This is a genomic window from Lentzea waywayandensis (assembly GCF_900115955.1).
Taxonomy (GTDB): Bacteria; Actinomycetota; Actinomycetes; order Mycobacteriales; family Pseudonocardiaceae; genus Lentzea; species Lentzea waywayandensis.
This window is the reverse complement of the sequence record NZ_FOYL01000001.1, coordinates 1133131-1152557: the sequence shown is the minus strand read 5'-3', so window position 1 is coordinate 1152557 and position 19427 is coordinate 1133131. Positions and strand designations below refer to the sequence as shown.

The 19427-nt window shown below is 72.3% G+C and carries 6 protein-coding genes; all 6 read left to right on the top strand.

Annotated elements, in window-relative coordinates:
- Positions 1-32: 32 nt before the first annotated feature.
- The 6 genes from BM417_RS04750 to BM417_RS04725 all read left to right on the top strand — a co-directional run bounded on the left by BM417_RS04750 (position 33) and on the right by BM417_RS04725 (position 19018).
- A complete protein-coding gene (locus tag BM417_RS04750) occupies positions 33-10985 on the top strand; it encodes a type I polyketide synthase (protein ID WP_093588449.1) in 10953 nt (3650 codons plus the stop codon).
- A 20-nt stretch (positions 10986-11005) separates the two neighbouring features.
- Complete coding sequence (locus tag BM417_RS04745) at positions 11006-12226, top strand: cytochrome P450 (RefSeq protein ID WP_177320275.1); 1221 nt, start codon at positions 11006-11008, stop codon at positions 12224-12226.
- Complete coding sequence (locus BM417_RS04740) at positions 12223-13449, top strand: cytochrome P450 (protein ID WP_093588447.1); 1227 nt, start codon at positions 12223-12225, stop codon at positions 13447-13449. Before BM417_RS04745 ends, BM417_RS04740 begins: the two co-directional genes overlap by 4 nt.
- Positions 13446-14675, top strand: coding sequence for a cytochrome P450 (locus tag BM417_RS04735; protein WP_218164319.1), 1230 nt, complete (start codon positions 13446-13448; stop codon positions 14673-14675). Before BM417_RS04740 ends, BM417_RS04735 begins: the two co-directional genes overlap by 4 nt.
- The gene (locus BM417_RS04730) at positions 14675-15424 is read left to right on the top strand and encodes a thioesterase II family protein (RefSeq protein ID WP_093588446.1); all 750 of its coding nucleotides are present in this window, start codon (positions 14675-14677) and stop codon (positions 15422-15424) included. Before BM417_RS04735 ends, BM417_RS04730 begins: the two co-directional genes overlap by 1 nt.
- A gap of 204 nt (positions 15425-15628) precedes the next feature.
- Entirely contained in the window at positions 15629-19018 is a 3390-nt protein-coding gene (locus BM417_RS04725; protein WP_093588445.1) for a diguanylate cyclase, read from the top strand.
- The last annotated feature ends 409 nt before the right edge of the window (positions 19019-19427 follow it).

Sequence of the window (19427 nt, the reverse complement as noted above, 5' to 3'; positions counted from 1 at the left end):
GCCCCACCGATCCACCGAGGAGAACGCCCGAGATGGCGAACGAAGACACCCTCCGCGACTACCTGAAGCGGGCCACAGCCGACCTTCAGCAGGCGCGGCAACGGCTCGGCGCGACGCGCTCGCAGCTGGCCGAGCTCGAGGCCAGGGCCAGGGAACCGATCGCCATCGTCGGGATGAGCTGCCGGTACCCCGGTGGCGCCGACACCCCCGGCGGACTGTGGGACCTCGTCGACCGCGCGGGGGAGGGCATCGCCGAGTTCCCGGACGACCGCGGCTGGGACCTCGGCAAGCTCTACGACCCGGACCCTGACCACCTGGGCACCTACTACGTGCGGGAGAGCGGCTTCCTGCGCGGGGCCGCCGACTTCGACCCGGCGTTCTTCGGCATCTCGCCCAGGGACGCGCTCGCGATGGACCCCCAGCAGCGGCTGCTGCTGGAGCTGTCGTGGGAGGCCGTCGAGTCGGCCGGCATCGCGCCGGCGTCGTTGCGCGGCACCAGGACCGGTGTGTTCGCGGGCGTGATGTACAACGACTACGCGGCTCGGTTGCAGCCGGTGCCCGATGGTTTCGAGGGGTTCATCGGGAACGGCAGCGCCGGCAGCATCGCGTCGGGTCGCGTCGCCTACACCTTCGGGTTCGAGGGCCCGGCGCTCACGATCGACACGGCGTGCTCGTCCTCGTTGGTGGCACTGCACCTGGCGGTCGCCGCGCTGCGCCGCGGGGAGTGCTCGATGGCGCTGGCGGGCGGGGTGACGGTGATGTCGACCCCGACCGCGTTCATCGAGTTCAGCCGGGCGCGCGGGCTCGCCCCGGACGGCCGCTGCAAGTCCTTCGCCGCGTCCGCCGACGGCACCAGTTGGGGCGAGGGCGCCGGCATGCTGCTGGTGGAAAGGCTTTCCGACGCGCTGGCGCTGGGTCACCCCGTGCTCGCCGTGGTCCGCGGCACGGCGGTGAACCAGGACGGTGCGTCCAACGGGCTCACCGCGCCGAACGGCCCGGCCCAGCAGCGGGTCATCCTCGAGGCGCTCGCCGCCGCCGGCCTGGAACCGTCCGATGTGGACGCTGTAGAGGCGCACGGCACCGGCACGGTGCTGGGTGACCCGATCGAGGCGCAGGCGGTGCTCGCCACCTACGGCCAGAACCGGGCGCAGCCGCTCTATCTCGGCTCGCTGAAGTCGAACATCGGGCACAGCCAGGCCGCGGCGGGCGTCGGCGGTGTGATCAAGATGGTGCAGGCCATGCGGCACGGCGTGCTGCCGAAGACGCTGCACGTCGACGAGCCGAACCCGCGGGTCGACTGGACCGCGGGTGCCGTCGAGCTGCTCACCGAGGCCCGGCCGTGGCCGGAGACCGGACGGCCGCGGCGCGCCGGTGTGTCGTCGTTCGGCGTCAGCGGCACCAACACCCACGTCGTCCTCGAGCTGCCCGACGAAGACACGCCGGCTGACCGCGTGAGCCCTCCGGTGCTGCCGCTGCTGATCTCGGCACGCAGCCGCGAGGCGATTCCGGCCCAGGCGCAGGCACTTCTGAACCATCTGGCAGACGAGCCGTCCCTTGTGGACGCTGCTTTCACCACGACGACCCGTGCCCGGCACCCGCATCGCGCGGTCGTGCTCGGCCGCGACCGCGCCGAGCTGATGTCCGGGCTGGCCGATCTCGCGGCGGGCACGGCGGTCACCGACACGGTGGCGCCGGGCAAGACCGCGTTCCTGTTCTCCGGGCAGGGCGCCCAGTACCGGGGCATGGCCACCGAACTGCACGAGACCTACCCGGTGTTCGCCGCCGCGCTCGACGCCGCACTGGCCGAGCTCGACCCCGGCGTGCGGACGGCGGTGTTCGACGGCGCCCGGCTCGACGACACCGAGTTCACGCAGCCCGCGCTGTTCGCGGTCGAGGTCGCGCTGTTCCGGCTGCTCGAAGCGTGGGGAGTGCGGCCGGACTTCCTGCTGGGCCACTCGATCGGCGAGATCGCCGCCGCGCACGTCTCCGGCGTTCTGTCGCTGGCGGACGCGGCCACACTGGTCACCGCCAGGGCGAGGCTGATGCAGGCGCTGCCCGCGGGCGGCGTGATGGTCGCCGTCGAGGCCGCCGAGGGCGAGATCGGCCCGACCCTGCCCGACGACGTCGCGATCGCCGCTGTCAACGGACCCGGCTCGGTGGTGCTGTCCGGTCCGGCCGAAGCGGTCACGGCGGTCGCCGCGGCCTGGGCGGACAAGGGCCGCAAGACGCGGGAGCTCACGACCAGCCACGCGTTCCACTCGCCGCTGATGGCACCGATGACGGCCGAGTTCCTGGCCGCGATCGCCGGCCTTTCCTTTGGCACGCCGACGATTCCGGTCGTGTCCACGGTGACCGGCCAGCAGGTCGCCGACGAGTTCGCCGACCCCGAGTACTGGGTCACGCACGTCCTGGCCACCGTCCGGTTCGCGGACGGCGTGGCCACTCTGCACGAGTCGGGCGTGACGACCTTCGTCGAGGTCGGCCCCGGTGGCCGGCTGGCGGCGCTGGTCGATGACTGCGTGCCTGCGGAGGTCTGCGCGGTCGCGACGTTGCGGCCGGAGCGGCCGGAATCCCTGACGTTCGCGTCCGCGGTCGCCCGGCTGCACACCCGCGGCCGGGAGGTGGACTGGGCCGCGCTGTTCGACGGTGCCCAGCGGATCCCGCTGCCGACGTACGCGTTCCAGCGCGAGCGTTTCTGGCTGGACGCCAAGGAGACCGACGGCGACGCGGCCTCGGTCGGCCTGGGGGCGACCGGGCACCCGCTTCTCGGTGCCGCGGTGTCCCTGGCGGCCGGTGACGGCTTCCTGTTCACCGGTGTGCTGTCCCGGCGCGCGCACCCCTGGCTCTCCGACCACGCCGTGCTCGGCACGGTGCTGCTGCCGGGCACCGCGATGCTCGAACTCGCACTGAGGGCAGGGGAACAGGCCGGCTGCGAGCGCGTCGAGGAGCTGACTCTCGAAGCCCCGCTCGCGCTGGGCGACGACGCCGTCCAGGTGCAGCTCGCGGTCGGTGCGCCCGATGCGAGTGGCCGCCGGAGCGTCGGCCTGCACTCACGGCCCGACGGCGCCGCGTTCGACGAGCCGTGGGTCCGGCACGCCGCCGGGTTCCTGGCCGTGGGGACGGCCGCGCCCGGACCGGACCTGACCACCTGGCCTCCTGCGGGCGCCGAGCCGGTGCCCGTCGACGGGATCTACGACGCCGTCGAGGCCGCGGGTTTCCACTACGGCCCCGCTTTCCGCGGACTGCGCGCCGCCTGGCGCCGGGGCGAGGAGGTGTTCGCCGAGGTCGCGCTCGACGAGGACCACACCGCCGCCGCGGAGCGCTTCGGCCTGCACCCCGCACTGCTCGACGCGACCCTGCACGCGGCGGGACTGGCGACGCCGGACGAGGCGCCGCAAGGACGGCTGCCGTTCACGTGGACCGACGTCTCGCTGTTCGCGGCCGGTGCCGCCGCCGTTAGGGTCCGGCTGGTCCCGGCGGGAACCGGTGCCGTGTCGCTGACCCTCGCCGACCCGGCCGGGAAGCCGGTCGCCACGATCGGTTCGCTGGTCTCGCGGCCGGTGTCCGCCGACGGCCTGAACGCCGGGCGAAGCCTGCGCGACGCCCTGTTCGCCCCGGAGTGGCAGCCCGCTCCGGCCGGTGACTTCGCCGGACCTGTCGAGGTCGTGCGTCTTCCGTCCGTTACGGGAGCAGTGCCCGCGCAGGTCCGTGAGACGAGCGCGATCACGTTGGAGGCGTTGCAGAACTGGCTGTCCGGCGACCAGCCGGCCGACGCCCGGCTCGTGTTCGTGACGCAGGGTGCGGTGGCGGTGCGCGACGGCGACGACGTCCCCGACCTCGCCGCGGCCGCCGCGTGGGGTCTCGTGCGGGCCGCGCAGTCGGAGAATCCCGGCCGGTTCGTGCTTCTGGACACCGACGACCTCACCGAGGACGTCCTCGCGGCAGCGGCGGCCACCGGCGAACCCCAGCTGGCCTGGCGCGACGGTGAACTGCGGATGCTGCGGCTGGCTCGCGCGCCTCAGTCCGATGTGGACGCTCCTGCTCTCGACGGCACCGTGCTGATCACCGGCGGGCTGGGCAGCATCGGCGCGTTGGTCGCCCGGCATCTGGCCGAGCAGGGTGTTCGCCGGTTGGTGCTGACCGGCCGCCGCGGGCTGGACACTCCAGGTGCCGCGGAACTGCTCGAGGAACTCGGCACCGATGCCTCTGTGGTGGCCTGCGATGTGGCCGACCGGGATGCGCTGTCCGCTGTCCTCGACGGCATTGAGGACCTGACCGCCGTCGTGCACGCCGCGGGTGTGCTCGACGACGGAGTCGTGGAGTCTCTGACACCGCAACGGTTCGAGGCCGTGTTCCGGCCGAAGGTGGACGCCGCCTGGGCGTTGCACGAGCTGACCCGCGACCGGCCGCTGACCGCGTTCGTCCTGTTCTCCTCCGCCGCGGGTGTGCTCGGCGGCGCGGGGCAGGGCAACTACGCCGCCGCGAACGCCTTCCTCGACGCGCTGGTGACCGCTCGCCGGGCCGCCGGCCTGCCGGGCACCGCGATGGCCTGGGGTGCCTGGGCCACCGGCATGGCCGCGGAACTGGCCGACGCCGACCTGCGCCGGATGAGCCGCGGCGGCATGGTCCCGCTGTCCACAACGGACGGTCTGGCGCTGTTCGACGCCGCCCTCGCCGGTTCCGCTCCGGTGTCCGTGCTGAGCCGCCTCGACCTGGCCGCGCTCGGCCGGCAGGCGTCCGCCGGGATGCTGCCCTGGTTGCTGCGCGGCCTGGTCCGCACGCCGATGCGCCGCGCGGGCGAAGCCGTCGACGCGGCCCTCGCACAGCGGCTGGCGGGTCTGGCGGAAGCGGAACGTCGTGAGGTGCTCGCCGACGTGGTCAGCACGCACGTCGCCGCCGTGCTCGGGCACGGGTCGGCGGCCGCGGTGGACCTCGACGGCGCGTTCAAGGACCTCGGCTTCGACTCGCTGACCGCCGTCGAGCTGCGCAACCGCCTCGGCGGGGCGACCGGACTCCGGCTGCCCGCGACGCTGATCTTCGACTACCCGAGCCCCGCCGCACTGGTCGAGCACCTCGTCACCGAACTGGGCGGAGCGGCGACGCCGGTCACCGCGGTCAGCACCGCAGGCCCCGCCGACGAGCCCCTGGCGATCATCGGCATGAGCTGCCGCTACCCCGGCGGCGTGAGCTCGCCGGACGGGTTCTGGGAGCTGCTCACCGAAGGGCGCGACGGCATCTCGGGGTTCCCCGCCGACCGCGGCTGGGACGTGCCCGACACCGGCGACTTCGTGCCGGAGGGCGGGTTCCTCTACGACGCCGACCGCTTCGACCCCGAGTTCTTCGGCATCTCACCGCGCGAGGCCATGGCCATCGACCCGCAGCACCGCCTGCTGCTGGAGACCGCGTGGGAGTCGTTCGAACACGCCGGCATCGACCCCGTGACCCTGCGCGGCAGCAGGACGGGCGTCTTCGCCGGCCTGATGTACCACGACTACGTCTCGCGGCTCACCTCCGTGCCGGACGACCTCGCGGGCTACCTCGGCAACGGCAGCGCGGGCAGCGTGGCCTCCGGCCGGGTCGCCTACACCTTCGGCCTGGAGGGGCCTGCCGTCACGATCGACACGGCGTGCTCGTCGTCGCTGGTCGCACTGCACCTCGCCGCGCAGTCACTGCGGTCGGGGGAGTGCTCGATGGCGCTCGTCGGCGGCGTGACGGTGATGTTCACGCCGACCGCGTTCCTCGAGTTCAGCCGCCAGGGCGGGCTGTCCGGCAACGGGCGGTGCAAGTCCTTCGCCGCGTCGGCGGACGGCACCGGCTGGGCCGAGGGCGCGGGAATGCTGCTGGTGGAACGGCTTTCCGACGCACGCCGCCACGGTCACCGCGTGCTCGCGGTCGTGCGCGGCACCGCGGTGAACCAGGACGGCGCGTCGAACGGGCTCACCGCGCCCAACGGTCCCGCGCAGCAACGGGTGATCCGCGCCGCACTGGCCGCCGCCCGGCTCGCACCGTCCGATGTGGACGCCGTGGAGGCGCACGGCACCGGCACCGCGCTCGGCGACCCGATCGAGGCGCAGGCCCTGCTGGCCACCTACGGACAGGACCGCGCGGACGAGCCGTTGTGGCTCGGCAGCGTCAAGTCCAACATCGGGCACACCCAGGCCGCGGCCGGTGTCGCGGGCGTGATCAAGATGGTGCAGGCCATGCGGCACGGTGTGCTGCCGGCGACCCTGCACGTCGACGAGCCGTCCCCGCACGTCGACTGGGACGCGGGCCGGGTCGAGCTGCTCACCGGCGCCAGGCCGTGGCCGGAGACCGGGCGGCCGCGCCGTGCGGCGGTCTCGTCGTTCGGTGTCAGCGGCACGAACGCGCACGCGATCCTGGAGGCGAGCCCGGAGTACCGGGTGGCGCAGAACGGGGTCTCGGCCGCGGACGTGGTCCAGCAGGACGGCCCGGCACGTCCCGCCGCCGTCCTCCCCTGGGTGATCTCAGCCCGCTCCGAAGCCGCCCTGCGCGGCCAGGCCGAGGCGCTGACCTCCGTGGTCGCGAACCCGGTCGACGTCGGCTGGTCCCTGGCCGCCACCCGAGGCACGTTCGACCACCGGGCCGTCGTGATCAGCGACTCCGATTTCACCGCCGGACTCACGGCCGTGGCCGAAGCCATCCCGCACGCACAACTGGTGCGCGGCACCGCGACCCGCCCCGGCAAGGTCGCGTTCGTCTTCCCCGGCCAGGGCTCGCAGTGGCAGGGCATGGCGGCCGAACTCCTGGAGTCCTCCCCGGTGTTCGCGGGCCGGATGGCCGAGTGCTCCGCCGCACTGTCGTCCTATGTGGACTTCTCCGCCGTGGAAGTGTTGCGGGAGAGCCGCGATCTGGACCGCGTCGACGTGGTCCAGCCGGTGCTGTTCGCCGTGCTGGTGTCGCTGGCCGCCCTCTGGCGCGCCCATGGTGTCGAACCCGCCGCGGTCGTCGGGCACAGCCAGGGCGAGATCGCCGCCGCCGTCGTCGCGGGTGCGCTGTCGCTCGACGACGGCGCCAGGGTGGTCGCGTTGCGCAGCAAGGAGATCCTGGCGCTGAGCGGCGCCGGCGGGATGGCCTCGGTGTCGTTGTCCGCGCAGGCCGCGGGAGAACGGCTGGAGCGGTGGAACGGGCTTTCGCTCGCCGCCGTCAACAGCCCGTCCTCGGTAGTGATCTCCGGAGACGCCGCCGCGCTGAGCGAGTTCGTCGACGCCTGCGTGGCCGACGGCGTGCGCGCCAAGCTGATCCCGGTCGACTACGCCTCGCACTCCGCGCACGTCGACCGCATCCACGACCGGCTTCTCGAAGTCCTCGCCCCGATCACCCCGCGTGCGGCGGAGATCCCGTTCTGCTCGGCGGTGACCGGGGACTTCCTCGACACCACCGCGCTCGACGCGGCCTACTGGGCCAGGAACCTGCGCGAGACCGTCGAGTTCGCGGCGGCCACGACGACCCTGCTGGCCGGCGGCCACGGTGTGTTCGTCGAGTGCAGCCCGCACCCGGTGCTCACCATGGCGATCGAGGAGACGGCCGAGCGGCCGGTCATCGCGGTCGGCACGCTGCGCCGCGACGAGGGCGGGCCCGCCCGGCTGCTGACCTCGCTGGCCGAGGCCTACGTCCAGGGCGTGCGGATCGACTGGACCGAGGCGTTCACCGGCGCTCAGCGGGTGGACCTGCCGACCTACGCCTTCCAGCGCGAGCGTTACTGGCTCGAATCGCCCGCAGGGGCGGGAGATGTGGGCTCGGCAGGGCTGGAGTCCGCCGGTCACCCGTTGCTCGGCGCGGTCGTGGCGCTGCCGGAGTCCGGCGGCTTCCTGTGCACCGGCGTGCTGTCGCTGCGCACCCATCCGTGGCTGGCGGACCACGCACTGCTCGGCACCGCACTGGTTCCCGGCACCGCGCTGGTCGAGCTCGCCCTCCAGGCGGGCGCGCACGCCGGCAGCCCGGTGGTGGAAGAGCTGACGCTCGAAGCGCCGATCACGCTCCCCGCACACGGCGGGATCCAGGTGCAGGTCGTGGTCGGTGCCGGCCGCGAGGTGACGATCCACTCGCGCCCGGCCGGTTCGGAAGAACCGTGGACCCGCAACGCTTCCGGCCTGCTCGGCACCGGTGAACCGGCCGGAACGCCGCTGACCGAGTGGCCGCCCGCCGGTGCCACCGAGGTCGAGCTGGACGGCGCCTACGCGGCGCTCGCCGAGCGAGGGTTCGGCTACGGCCCGGCCTTCCAGGGTCTGCGCGCGGTGTGGCGGCGCGGTGAGGAGATCTTCGCGGACGTCGCCGTCGACGCGGCCGACGCGGACCGGTTCGGCGTGCACCCCGCGTTGCTCGACGCGGCACTGCACGCGGGCATGGTCGCGGGTGCCGCCACCGGTGACGCGCGGATGCCGTTCGCGTGGACCGGTGTCAGCCTGCATGCCGTTGGCGCGGCGGCGATCCGCGTCCGGATCACTCCGGAAGGGACGGACGGTCTCCGCCTCGACGTCGCCGACAGCGCGGGCGAACCCGTGCTGACGATCGGCTCGCTGGTGACCCGTCCCGTCTCCGCCGAGGCGTTGAACACCCGGCGCGATCCGCTCTTCCGCGTGCAGTGGACCCCGGTGGCCGTGCCCGCCGAAACCGCGCCCATGGGCCCGGTTCTCGTCGTGGTGGCTTCGGGCGATGTGCACGAGACCACCGCCAGCGTGCTCGCGTCGTTGCAGGACTTCCTGTCCGACAAGGACTCCGCCGCGAAACGGCTCGCGGTCGTCACCCGTGGCGCCGTCGCGGCTCTGCCCGGCGAGGACGTCACGGACCTGGCCGCGGCCGCGGTGTGGGGGCTCGTGCGGTCCGCGCAGACCGAGCACCCCGGCAGGTTCGCGCTGATCGACGCGGAGCCCGCGACACCCGATGAACTGCTGACCAGGCTCGCCGCGAGCGACGAGCCGCAGACCGCCGTGCGGAACGGGCAAATCCATGTGCCGCGCCTCGCCCGTTCCGCCGGTTCGGACACCGAGCCGGCCGGGTTCGACCCGGCCGGCACGGTGCTCATCACCGGAGGCACCGGACTGCTGGGCGGGCTGGTGGCCCGGCACGTGGCGAGCGCGGGAGCCGGGCACGTCGTGCTGACCAGCCGTCGCGGCCGTGCCGCCGACGGTGTCGACGCACTGGTGGCAGACCTCGAAGCGGCGGGAGCGCGCGTCACCGTCGCGGAGTGCGACGCGTCCGACCGTGACGCACTGGCCGCCGTCCTCGCCGTGATCCCGGCGGAGCTCCCGTTGCGCGCTGTCGTGCACGCGGCCGGTGTTCTCGACGACGGCATGCTCGACGGCCTCACCCCGGAGCGCCTCGCCACCGTGTTGCGGCCCAAAGCCGACGCGGCATGGCACCTGCACGAACTGACCCGCGACGCCGAGCTGACGGACTTCATCCTGTTCTCGTCGGCGGCCGGAGTGCTGGGCAACGCCGGACAGGCAGGATATGCCGCCGCCAACGCCTACCTGGACGCACTGGCCACCCACCGGCGGGCGGCAGGACTGCCCGCCACCTCGCTGGCCTGGGGCCTGTGGGACGAGGCCAGCGACCTCACCCGGAAGCTCGGTTCGTCCGGGCGGGACAAGGTGAACCGGGCCGGGTTGCGGCCGTTGTCGTCCGAAGAAGGCCTGCGCCTGTTCGACGCCGGTCGCTCGTCGGAGGACCCGGTCCTCGTGCCGATGCACCTCGACGTCGCCGCGCTGCGGACGCAGTTCGGCGCCGGTGGCGTGCCGCCGTTGCTGCGCGGGCTCATCAGGCCCGCCGCCCGCCGGGCCGCCGCGACCGCCGACGACGCCGCGTCGTTGACGGAGAAGCTGGCCGGGCTGACCGGGGACGCGCGCCAGGCCGTGCTGCGGGAGGTCGTGCTGACCCAGGTGGCGGGAGTGCTCGGCTTCGCCGGCCCGGACGCGATTCCGGCCGGTGTGGGCTTCCCCGAACTGGGCTTCGACTCGCTCACCGCCGTCGAACTGCGCAACCGGCTGATCGGGCTCACCGGGCTGCGCCTGCCCGCGACGCTGGTGTTCGACCACCCCACGGCGGACGCGCTGGTCGAGTTCCTCGGCGGCGAGCTCGTTCCGCAGGACGTGGTCGCCGGTGAGTCCACAGAGGACGAACCGGAGCAGCTGCCGGAGAACGGCTCGATCCAGCTGCTGTACCGCAAGGCCTGCGACGAGGGGAAGATCGCCGAAGCCGTCGAGTTCATCAAGGCGGCGTCCCGGCTGCGCCCGTCGTTCGACCGCATCACGGAGGTCAAGCAGTTCCCGGAGCCCGTCCGGCTCGCCCGCGGCGACCGGACGCCGGACCTGCTCTGCTTCGCCGCACCGGTCGCGATCACCGGGGCCCAGCAGTACGCGCGGTTCGCCGCCGGGTTCCGCGGCGAACGCGAGGTGACCATGGTGCCCGCGCCGGGGTTCCGCCCCGGCGAGCTGCTCCCGGCCTCGGTGGAGGCGACCGTCGAACTGCAGGCGGAGCTGGTCTGGAACCGCGCGGGCGGCACACCGTTCGTGCTGCTGGGCCACTCGTCCGGCGGCTGGCTCGCGCACGCGGTGGCCACCCACCTGGAACAGCTCGGCTCGCCGCCCGAGGGCATCGTGCTGATGGACACCTACCTGCCGCAGAGCGGGCAGATCGACCGGTTCAAGAGCACCTTCGTGACCAGTGCGCAGGACCGCGAGGAGGCCGTCGGCGGGATCGACGACCTGCGACTGACCGGCATGGGGTGTTACTTCCGGGTGTTCGCGGACTGGGAGCCGCAGGACACGGCGGTGCCGACGTTGTTCGTGCGCGCCAGCGAATCCCTGCAGTCGGTCAGCGGCGAGGGGGAGTCCGGTGACGCCTGGCGGCCTACCTGGACCGCGCCGCACGTCGGCGTGGACGTGCCCGGCAACCACTGGTCGATGATGGAAAGTCACGCCGCGGCCGGCGCCGACGCCGTGCGCTCATGGCTCGAACAGCTTTGATGACAAGGAAAAGGACTGAAATGACCGAGTTCGTCATGCCGGCGTTCGACCCGGCGCTGCTGCCCCCGTCCGTCCGCTTCGGACTGTCGGACACGTTGCCGTGGCTGGGCCGGATGCGTGCCGCCAACCCGGTGCTGCGCGACCCGTTCGGCATGCACCACGTCTTCACCCACGCCGAGGTGCAGAAGGCACTGGGCGACCCCGGCACGTTCTCCAGCGACCCGTCGCACGTGATGCCGCAGGCCGCCGCGGAACTGTCCGCGGGGATGCTCGCGGTGATGGACCCGCCCGCGCACACCAAGGTCCGCCGGATCGCGAGCGCGGCGTTCACCCCCAAGCGCGTCAAGGACCTCAACGAGCGCATCGAGGCGATCGCCGAGGAACTGCTCAACGCGGCAACGGAAGACGAGTTCGACTTCGTCACGTCGTTCTCGCAGTACCTTCCGCTGGTCGTGGTGTCGGAGCTGCTCGGCATCCCGAGGGCCGACCTGCCGCAGTTCCTCGGCTGGACCGAGCAGCTGCTCCAGGTCACCGTGCCGAACCCGAACGACGCGGCCGAGATGGACGCGGCGTTGCAGGCGGCGCTGTTCGGCCCGCTCGTCCAGATGCAGCAGTACATGGCCGGGCTCTGCGCCGAGCTGCGCGCGAACCCGCGCGACGGGTTCATCAGCGACCTGCTCCAGGCCGAAGTGGACGGTGAGCGCCTCGCCGACCACGAGGCCGTCAACCTCGCCATCCAGCTGTTGCAGGCAGGGCACATCACCTCGGCCTCGGTGCTGGCCAACTCCGTGCTGAAGCTCGCGGAGAACCCCGCGATCGAGGCCAGGCTGCGCGCCGACCCCGCGCTGATCCCGGCCGCCGTCGACGAGGTCCTGCGGTTCACCCCGCCCGTGCCGCGGCTGCAGCGCTTCACCACCACCGACACCGAACTGGGTGGCGTGCGGATCCCGGCGAAGAGCATGGTCTTCCTGTCGCTGCTCTCGGCCAACCACGACGAGGCCGAGTTCACCGACCCGGACACGTTCGACATCGACCGCGGTGCCTCCCGCAACCTCACCTTCGGCCACGGCATCCACTACTGCTTCGGCGCGGCGCTGGCCAAGACCGAGGCGAGGCTCGGCCTGGCGGCACTGCTGCGCCGCTTCAGCTCGATCGAGGTCGTCGCCAACGAACCGGTCGAGTTCTACGAGAGCGAGCTGTTCACGCCGAAGTCCGTCCGCGTCCGGGTGAAGCGGGCGTGACCAGCTCTCTGTCCACTGAGGACATCCCGTCGGCTCGGTTCGGTCTCGCGGACCAGCTCGCGTGGCTGCGGCGGATGCGGGAGAAGGGCGAGGTGCACGTCGACGGGTTCGGCAACCACCACGTCTTCTCGTTCGCCGACGTCGAGCGGGTCACCAAGGATCCGGCGACGTTCTCCAGCAACCCGGCTCACGTGCTGCCGGCGGACGTGCCGAACATGACCCAGGGGATGATGCTCGTCACCGATCCGCCGCAGCACGGCAAGCTGCGGCGGCTCGCGGCGCAGGCGTTCACGCCTCGCAAGATGCGCGACCTCGGTCCGCGCGTCGCCGAGATCGCCGGCGGGCTGCTGGATCGGGCGCCCGAGGGCGGGTTCGACGCCGTCGAGCACTTCACCGTCGAGCTGCCCGCCGTCATGATCGCCGAGCTGTTCGGGATCCCGGCCGCCGACGCGGGCGCGTTCCGCACGCTGGTCGAGCAGATCATGGAGATCGAGCCGCCGAACCTGACCGACGAGGCGGCCGTGCGCGCGGCCGCGGACAACGCGCTGGGCGGCCCGTTCCTCGAACTGATGGGCTACCTGCTTCAGCTGTGCGCGCGGCGGCGTGCCGAACCGGCGCCGGGCCTCATCGGCGACCTGGTGGGCGCGGAGCTGGACGGCCAGCGCCTGACCGATCCCGAGGTCGCAAGCCTGGCCGTGCAGATCCTTCAGGCGGGCCACCTCACCACCGCCGCGGTGCTCGGCCACGCCCTCGTGCTGCTGGCCGAGCATCCTGAGGCGCAGGCCGCACTGCGGGCGGACCGCTCGTTGTTGCCGGGCGCGGTCGAGGAGGTGCTGCGCTGCCGTCCGCCCTCGACGCGGTTGCAGCGTTACACCACGGTCGACACCGAGGTCGCCGGGCACCCGATCCCGGCGGGCGCGGTCGTCGTGCCGTGGATGCTCTCGGCGAACTACGACGACGCCGTGTTCGCCGAGCCGGAGCGGTTCGACATCCGCCGCGGCCCGAACCGCCACCTGACGTTCGGCCACGGCATCCACTTCTGCCTCGGCGCGATGCTCGCGCGCGTGGAGGTGGCCGGCGCGCTGGACGTGCTGTTCGACCGAATTCCTGTGTGGACGGTCGACGAGGCCGTCGAGTACCGGGAATCCCATCTGCTGTTCGCACCGAAGCGGGTCCCGCTGGTCGTCAGCACCACCACAACCGATCGGAGAGATCCGGCATGACCGAGACCCTCGACACCACGACCGAACTGCCGGCGTTCCCGCTTCCGCGCGGCAAGTGCCCGTACCAGCCGCCCGCCGGATACGCGGAGCTGCACCGGACAGCGCCGCTGTCGAAGGTGAAGCTGGTCGACGAGAAGACGGCGTGGGTCGTCACCGGCTACGCGGAGGCCCGCGCGCTGCTGGCCGACCCGCGGCTGTCGGCGGCCCGCTCGCACCCGGACTTCCCGAACAACGCCAAGATCATGCCCGGCACGGGGATGCCGCAGCCGGTCCCCGAGGGTGACGCGCTGACGTTCGCCCAGCTCGACGACCCGGAGCACAACGCCCAGCGCCGCCTGGTGATCCCCAGCTTCACCCTGCGGCAGGCCAAGATGATGCGGCCGAAGATCCAGCGGATCGTCGACAGGTTGATCGACGACATGCTGGCCGCCGGCGACACCGCGGACCTGGTGTCGCAGTTCGCCGTGCCGTTCCCGTCGTTGATGATGGCGGAACTGTTCGGCGTGCCCGAGGAGGACCGCGGCGTCTACACCGAGCACGTCCAGTACCTGGCGACGCGGCCGGACATGATGATCCCGGCGATCTACACCCTCAGCGACTTCTACATCAAGCTGTTCGACAGCAAGCGCTCCGAGCCGGGCGAGGACCTCGCCACGCACATGGTCACGAGCTTCGACGAACGGCCGGGCGAGATCGGCTTCCAGCAGCTGCTCAACTCGGCGATGCTGGTGACGGTGTCGGGCAACGAGTCGACGATGACGATGATCTCGCTCGGCGCCTTCGCGGTGCTGAACAACCCGGCACAGGCCGACATTCTGCGCGAGGACCCGGCCGGCGCCGCGCCGCGCGCCGTCGAGGAGCTGCTGCGCTACATCTCCGCGGGCGACATCATCTCGCGGCTCGCGACCGAGGACATCGAGGTCGGCGGGCAGACGATCCGCGCGGGCGAAGGCGTCATCCTGGCGACTCCGGCGGTCAACCGCGACCCCGAGGCGTTCCCCGAGCCGGACGAGCTCGACCTGCGCCGCGACGACAAGACGCACCTCACGTTCGGCCACGGCCCGCACCAGTGCGTCGCGATGAACTTCGCCACGGCCGCGCTGGAGGTCGTGTTCTCGACGCTGTTCGCGCGCCTGCCGGGCCTGCGCCTGGCCGTGCCGGCGGAGGACGTGCCGCCCGGCGGCCTGGGCGTGTACCGCGTGGCCGAGCTCCCGGTGACGTGGTGATGGAGGACCGAAACGCCTGGTTCCGCCGGTTCCACCCCACCGCCGCGCCGAAAGCACGCCTCGTGTGCCTGCCGCACGCGGGAGGGTCGGCGTCGTTCTTCTTCCCGGTGTCCAGGGCACTGGCCCCGGACGTGGAGGTGCTGGCCGTTCAGTACCCGGGACGGCAGGACCGCCGCCAGGAGCCGCTGATCCCGACGATCGGCGCCCTCGCCGACCGGATCACCGCGCTGCTGCGCGACGAGTCCGACCTGCCGCTGGCGCTGTTCGGGCACAGCATGGGCGCGATGGTGGCCTACGAGGTGACGCGGCGGCTGGAGGCGGAGGGCACCGGACCGGCGGCCCTGTTCGTCTCGGGCCGCCGCGCGCCCGACCGCTACCGCGACGACCGCGTGCACACCCGTTCCGACGAGGGCGTGATCGCCGAGATCCGCCGGTTGAGCGGCACGGAGGCGGACCTGCTCGGTGACGAGGAGGTGGTGCGCATGATCCTTCCCGTGCTGCGCAACGACTACCGCGCGGTGGAGACGTACCGGCACACCCCAGGCGCGCTGCTGTCGACGCCGGTGGTGGCGTTCACCGGCACCGAGGACCCGGTGGCTCCGCTGCCGGACGTGCGGGCGTGGGCCGAGCACACCACCGGCGGGTTCGAGCTGGTTCCGCTGCCCGGCGGGCACTTCTTCCTGACCCGCCACCAGGACGTGTTGCTGCGGATCATGACCGAACGGCTGGTGGGCGCGGTCCCCGCCTGAAGCGTGCGCTTGAACGGGCCCTGAGGGGCAGGGTCGCTCGTGTCGTCGGGGGCACGGGCGGCCGCTGTTCCACCCGCGGAGCGCGGACTGTACCGTCCGTTGGTTGCTTCGGTTACGGTACTTGCCGAAAACACGATGCCATCTCACGAGGACAGCATCGGCAACCATCATCGGAGAATGGTCGTCCAACTCTAACGGAGCGCCGTGACCAACCCTCCCGGTACCGACCGCGGTGTGCTTCGCACGCTGTTCACCGACGCGGTTACCGGTGCGCTCGCGCGCGGGGGCCTGGACGGCTGCCTGGACGGGGCGATCGTCCGGGCCCGGCGCACCGGCGGCTGCTGCTCGGCGTTCGTGTTCGACGTCGACCACTTCAAGACCGTCAACGACGCGTACGGCCATGCCCGTGGCGACACGGTGCTGCGGCTGATCGTCGAGCGGGCGAAGGCAGTGGTCCGCGACGCCGATGTGCTGGTGCGCTACGGCGGTGACGAGTTCGTGCTGGTGCTGCCGGAGACGACGGCGGTGGAGGCGGCGCAGGTCGCGTCACGGCTGGTGGACGCCATCGGCGCCGAGCCGTTCCCGGGAGATCCGCCGCTGTCGGTGTCGATCAGCCTTGGCCTGGCGACCTATCCGGATGACGCGGCGGACCGCCACGCGCTGATCGAGCTCGCCGACCGCCGCAACTACCTGGCCAAGCGCCGGGGCCGGGGACGCGCTGTCGGTGACGACCTGCAGGCGGGCGGCCGCCGGCGTTCGGACCGGTTGCTGGAGCGGGACGCGGCGTTCGCGGCGGCCAGGGACTTCCTCGTCCGGCTGGACGCTCGCGGGCGTGGCGCGCTGCGGGTGGCCGGGGAGCGGGGCGCCGGGCACAGCAGGTTCCTGGCCGAGGTGGGCAAGCTGGCCGGCATGCGCGGGTTCGTGGTGCTGCACATGGGCGACGACGCGGTGGACGGCGGTGCGGATCCGGCCGAGCGGGTGTTGGTGATCGCCGACACCGATGCCGACCTCGCGGAGATCAGCAGACGGGTGCGGAGGCTCGCCGGCCCAGGCGGCGCGGGTGTGGTGGGCCTGGTGCAGGCCGTGCACGATCCGGTCGGGCCGGTCCCGTCGTTGCCGCTGCTGGACACCGTGGTGCTGGGGCCGTTGTCCGATTCGGCGCTGCACGTCTGGCTGCGCACGACGTTGCACGGCGAACCCACGCGGGAGCTGGTGCAGTGGCTGGCCCGGCGCAGCAGCGGTTTCATCGCCCGGGCCGAACGCGGACTGACCCAGCTCGCCGACGGCGGGCACCTGGAACAGGGCGGCAACGGTGACTGGGGAGTGTCCGGAGAAGCCCTGGTCCGCGCCGACAACGCCCGGCGGCGGCTGCCGGCGGCGGTGAGCAGCCTGGTCGGCCGGGCGCGCGACATCGCGCGGGTGGCCGACCTGCTGGCTGATCGGCGGCTGATCACGCTGACCGGCGCCGGCGGCATCGGCAAGACCCGGCTGTCACTGGCCGTGGCGGGGGCCGTGGCCGACGAGTTCGCCGACGGGGCCGTGTTCCTGCCCCTCGCCGAGGCCACGACGGCCGAGGTGGTGGTCTCCACGGCGGCCGCGGCGCTGGAGGTGCCGGAGGGCACGGACGAGCCGTTGGCCGACACGGTGATCCGGGCGCTGAGCGGGCTCGAGCTGTTGCTGGTGCTGGACAACTTCGAGCACGTGCTGAGCGCCGGCCCGTTCGTCGCCGCGCTGCTGGCCGCCGCGCCCGGTGTGCGGGTGCTGGCCACCAGCCGGCAACGGCTGCGGCTCACCGGCGAGCAGGTCTACCCGGTGCCGCCGCTGCCGGTACCCGAACTGGACCGATTACCGACCCTGCCGGAGGAGACGGACGCGGCACTGGCCGCCTCTCCGGCATTGGCGCTGTTCGTGTCGCGAGCCACCGAAGCCGTCTACGGGCTGACCTTCACTCCGGACGACCTGCGCGCCGCCGCCGAGGTGTGCTGCAGACTGGACGGCCTCCCGCTGGCCATCGAGCTCACCGCGGCGAACTGCGACGTTCTCTCGCCGACCCAGATCCTGGCCCAGTTGAACGAACGGTCGGAACTCCCGGCGATCGGGCCGCAGGACCTACCGGCCAGGCAGCGGACGCTGCGGGCCACCATCGACTGGAGCTTCGCCCTGCTCGACGCGGGCGACCAGGAACTGCTGACCCGCCTGGCCGTCTTCGCGGGTGGCTGCTCGGCCGACGCCGTCGCCGCGGTCTGTCCGCCTCCCGGCAAGACCGTCGACACGCTCCCCAGCCGGCTGGCCGGTCTGGTCGACCGGAACCTCCTCGGCGCGCGGCACACCGCGGACGGCATCCGGTACACCATGCTGGAAACCATCCGGGCCTACGCGGGCGAACGGCTGGCGGCCACGGCGACCGACGAGGGACCGGCCCAGCGTCACGCCGCCTACTTCGCCTCGTTCGCCGAACGCGCCGACCACGGACTGGCCGGCCCGGACGGGGCGACGTGGTACGCGCGGGTCAGCCGCGAGTACCTCAACCTGCGGGCGGCGTACACCTGGGCGATGTCGGAGCGGGACACACTCACCGCCGCCCGGATCGTCCTCGGCGCCAACCGGTACTGGCAGAAGGGCTGGCACATCCGCGAGGGCCGGGAATGGCACCGCCAGGTGCTCGCGGTGGACCCGTTGCTGCCAGACCGCGTCCGCGGGTGGGTGATGGAGTCAGCGGCGTTCCTCGCCATCAAGCAGGACGACCAGGAGACCGCGTTGTCGTTGGGAGAGAAGAGCTTGCGGCTCGGCCGCGACCTCGGCGACCTCGACCTCGTGGCGAAGGCGCTCAACATCGTCGGCCTCGTCGCCAGGCAGAGCGGTGACATGGACCGGGCCCGTGCCTGCTTCGGCGAGTGCGTCGAGATCCAGGAGGCACGCGGGAGGCGCGACAGCATCCTGGCCGCCGCGAGCGGCAACCTGTCCATGATCGCGCTCTTCGAGGGTGACCTGCACACCGCCCGCGAGCTCCTGCTGCGCGACGTCGAGCTGGTTCGCGTACTCGGCAACCTCCGCTCGCTCCTGCTGACCCTGGCCGGTCTCGGCGATGTCTGCGTGGACCTCGGCGATGCCGCCACCGCCCGCCCGCTGCTCACCGAGGCCGTCGAGATCGGCCGGCGGATCGGCGACATCGGCGGCGAGGCGTACGCCGTCCACATCCTCGGCCGGCTCACGCGGCTGGAAGGCGATCCGGTCGAGGCGTATCGCTTGTACACCAACGCCATCCGCCAGCACCACGGGTTCGGTGACCGGTTCGCGGTCCTCTACACGCTCAGCTCCCTGATCGATCTCCTCAGCACCGCGGAACCCGCCCTGGCCGCTCGCATGCTCGGCGCCGTCGAAGTGATCCGAGACCAGGAGAGCACGCCGATGACCAGGCGCCAGCTGGCCGTCCGCGACAAGATGCTGCTTCGCATCCGCGCCGTGCTCACCGACACCGAGCTGGCGGACGCGGTCGAGGCAGGGCGCGCCATGGATCTCGACGGCGTCGTCGCGATCGCTCTCGAAGTGGATCCGACTGTTCTTGCCCAGCCTTCGCACACCCGCACGGACTGAGACTCCTTTACCCGGCCGGTTCCGCTTGCGACCGACCTGGAAGAACAGGCCGGAGCAGAAGAACATCGGGTCGAATTGATGACGGACGCAGTTGAACGCCGCAGGCTTTTGTGTGCCCCAAGCCACCTCGAGGTTTCGGCGAAGCGCTGGTCCGATCGGATGTATGCGATGGATCTCTTGCTCCACGACCGCCTTGATCGATAGCCTCGAACCGCTGTGGGGGCTGATAAGCGCGGGACGAACCTGTCGATTCCACGGGTTGCTCATCCGGGAAGACGCGTCCTTAGCAAGTTGACGACAAGAGCAGATATGCGCATGTGCGGTAAAGAGTTCCGTTGGGGGGAACGTTGAGTCGCGTCGAGAGTGTCGACAAGTTCGCAGGCGATCGGATACCTGAGTCAGCCGTGTC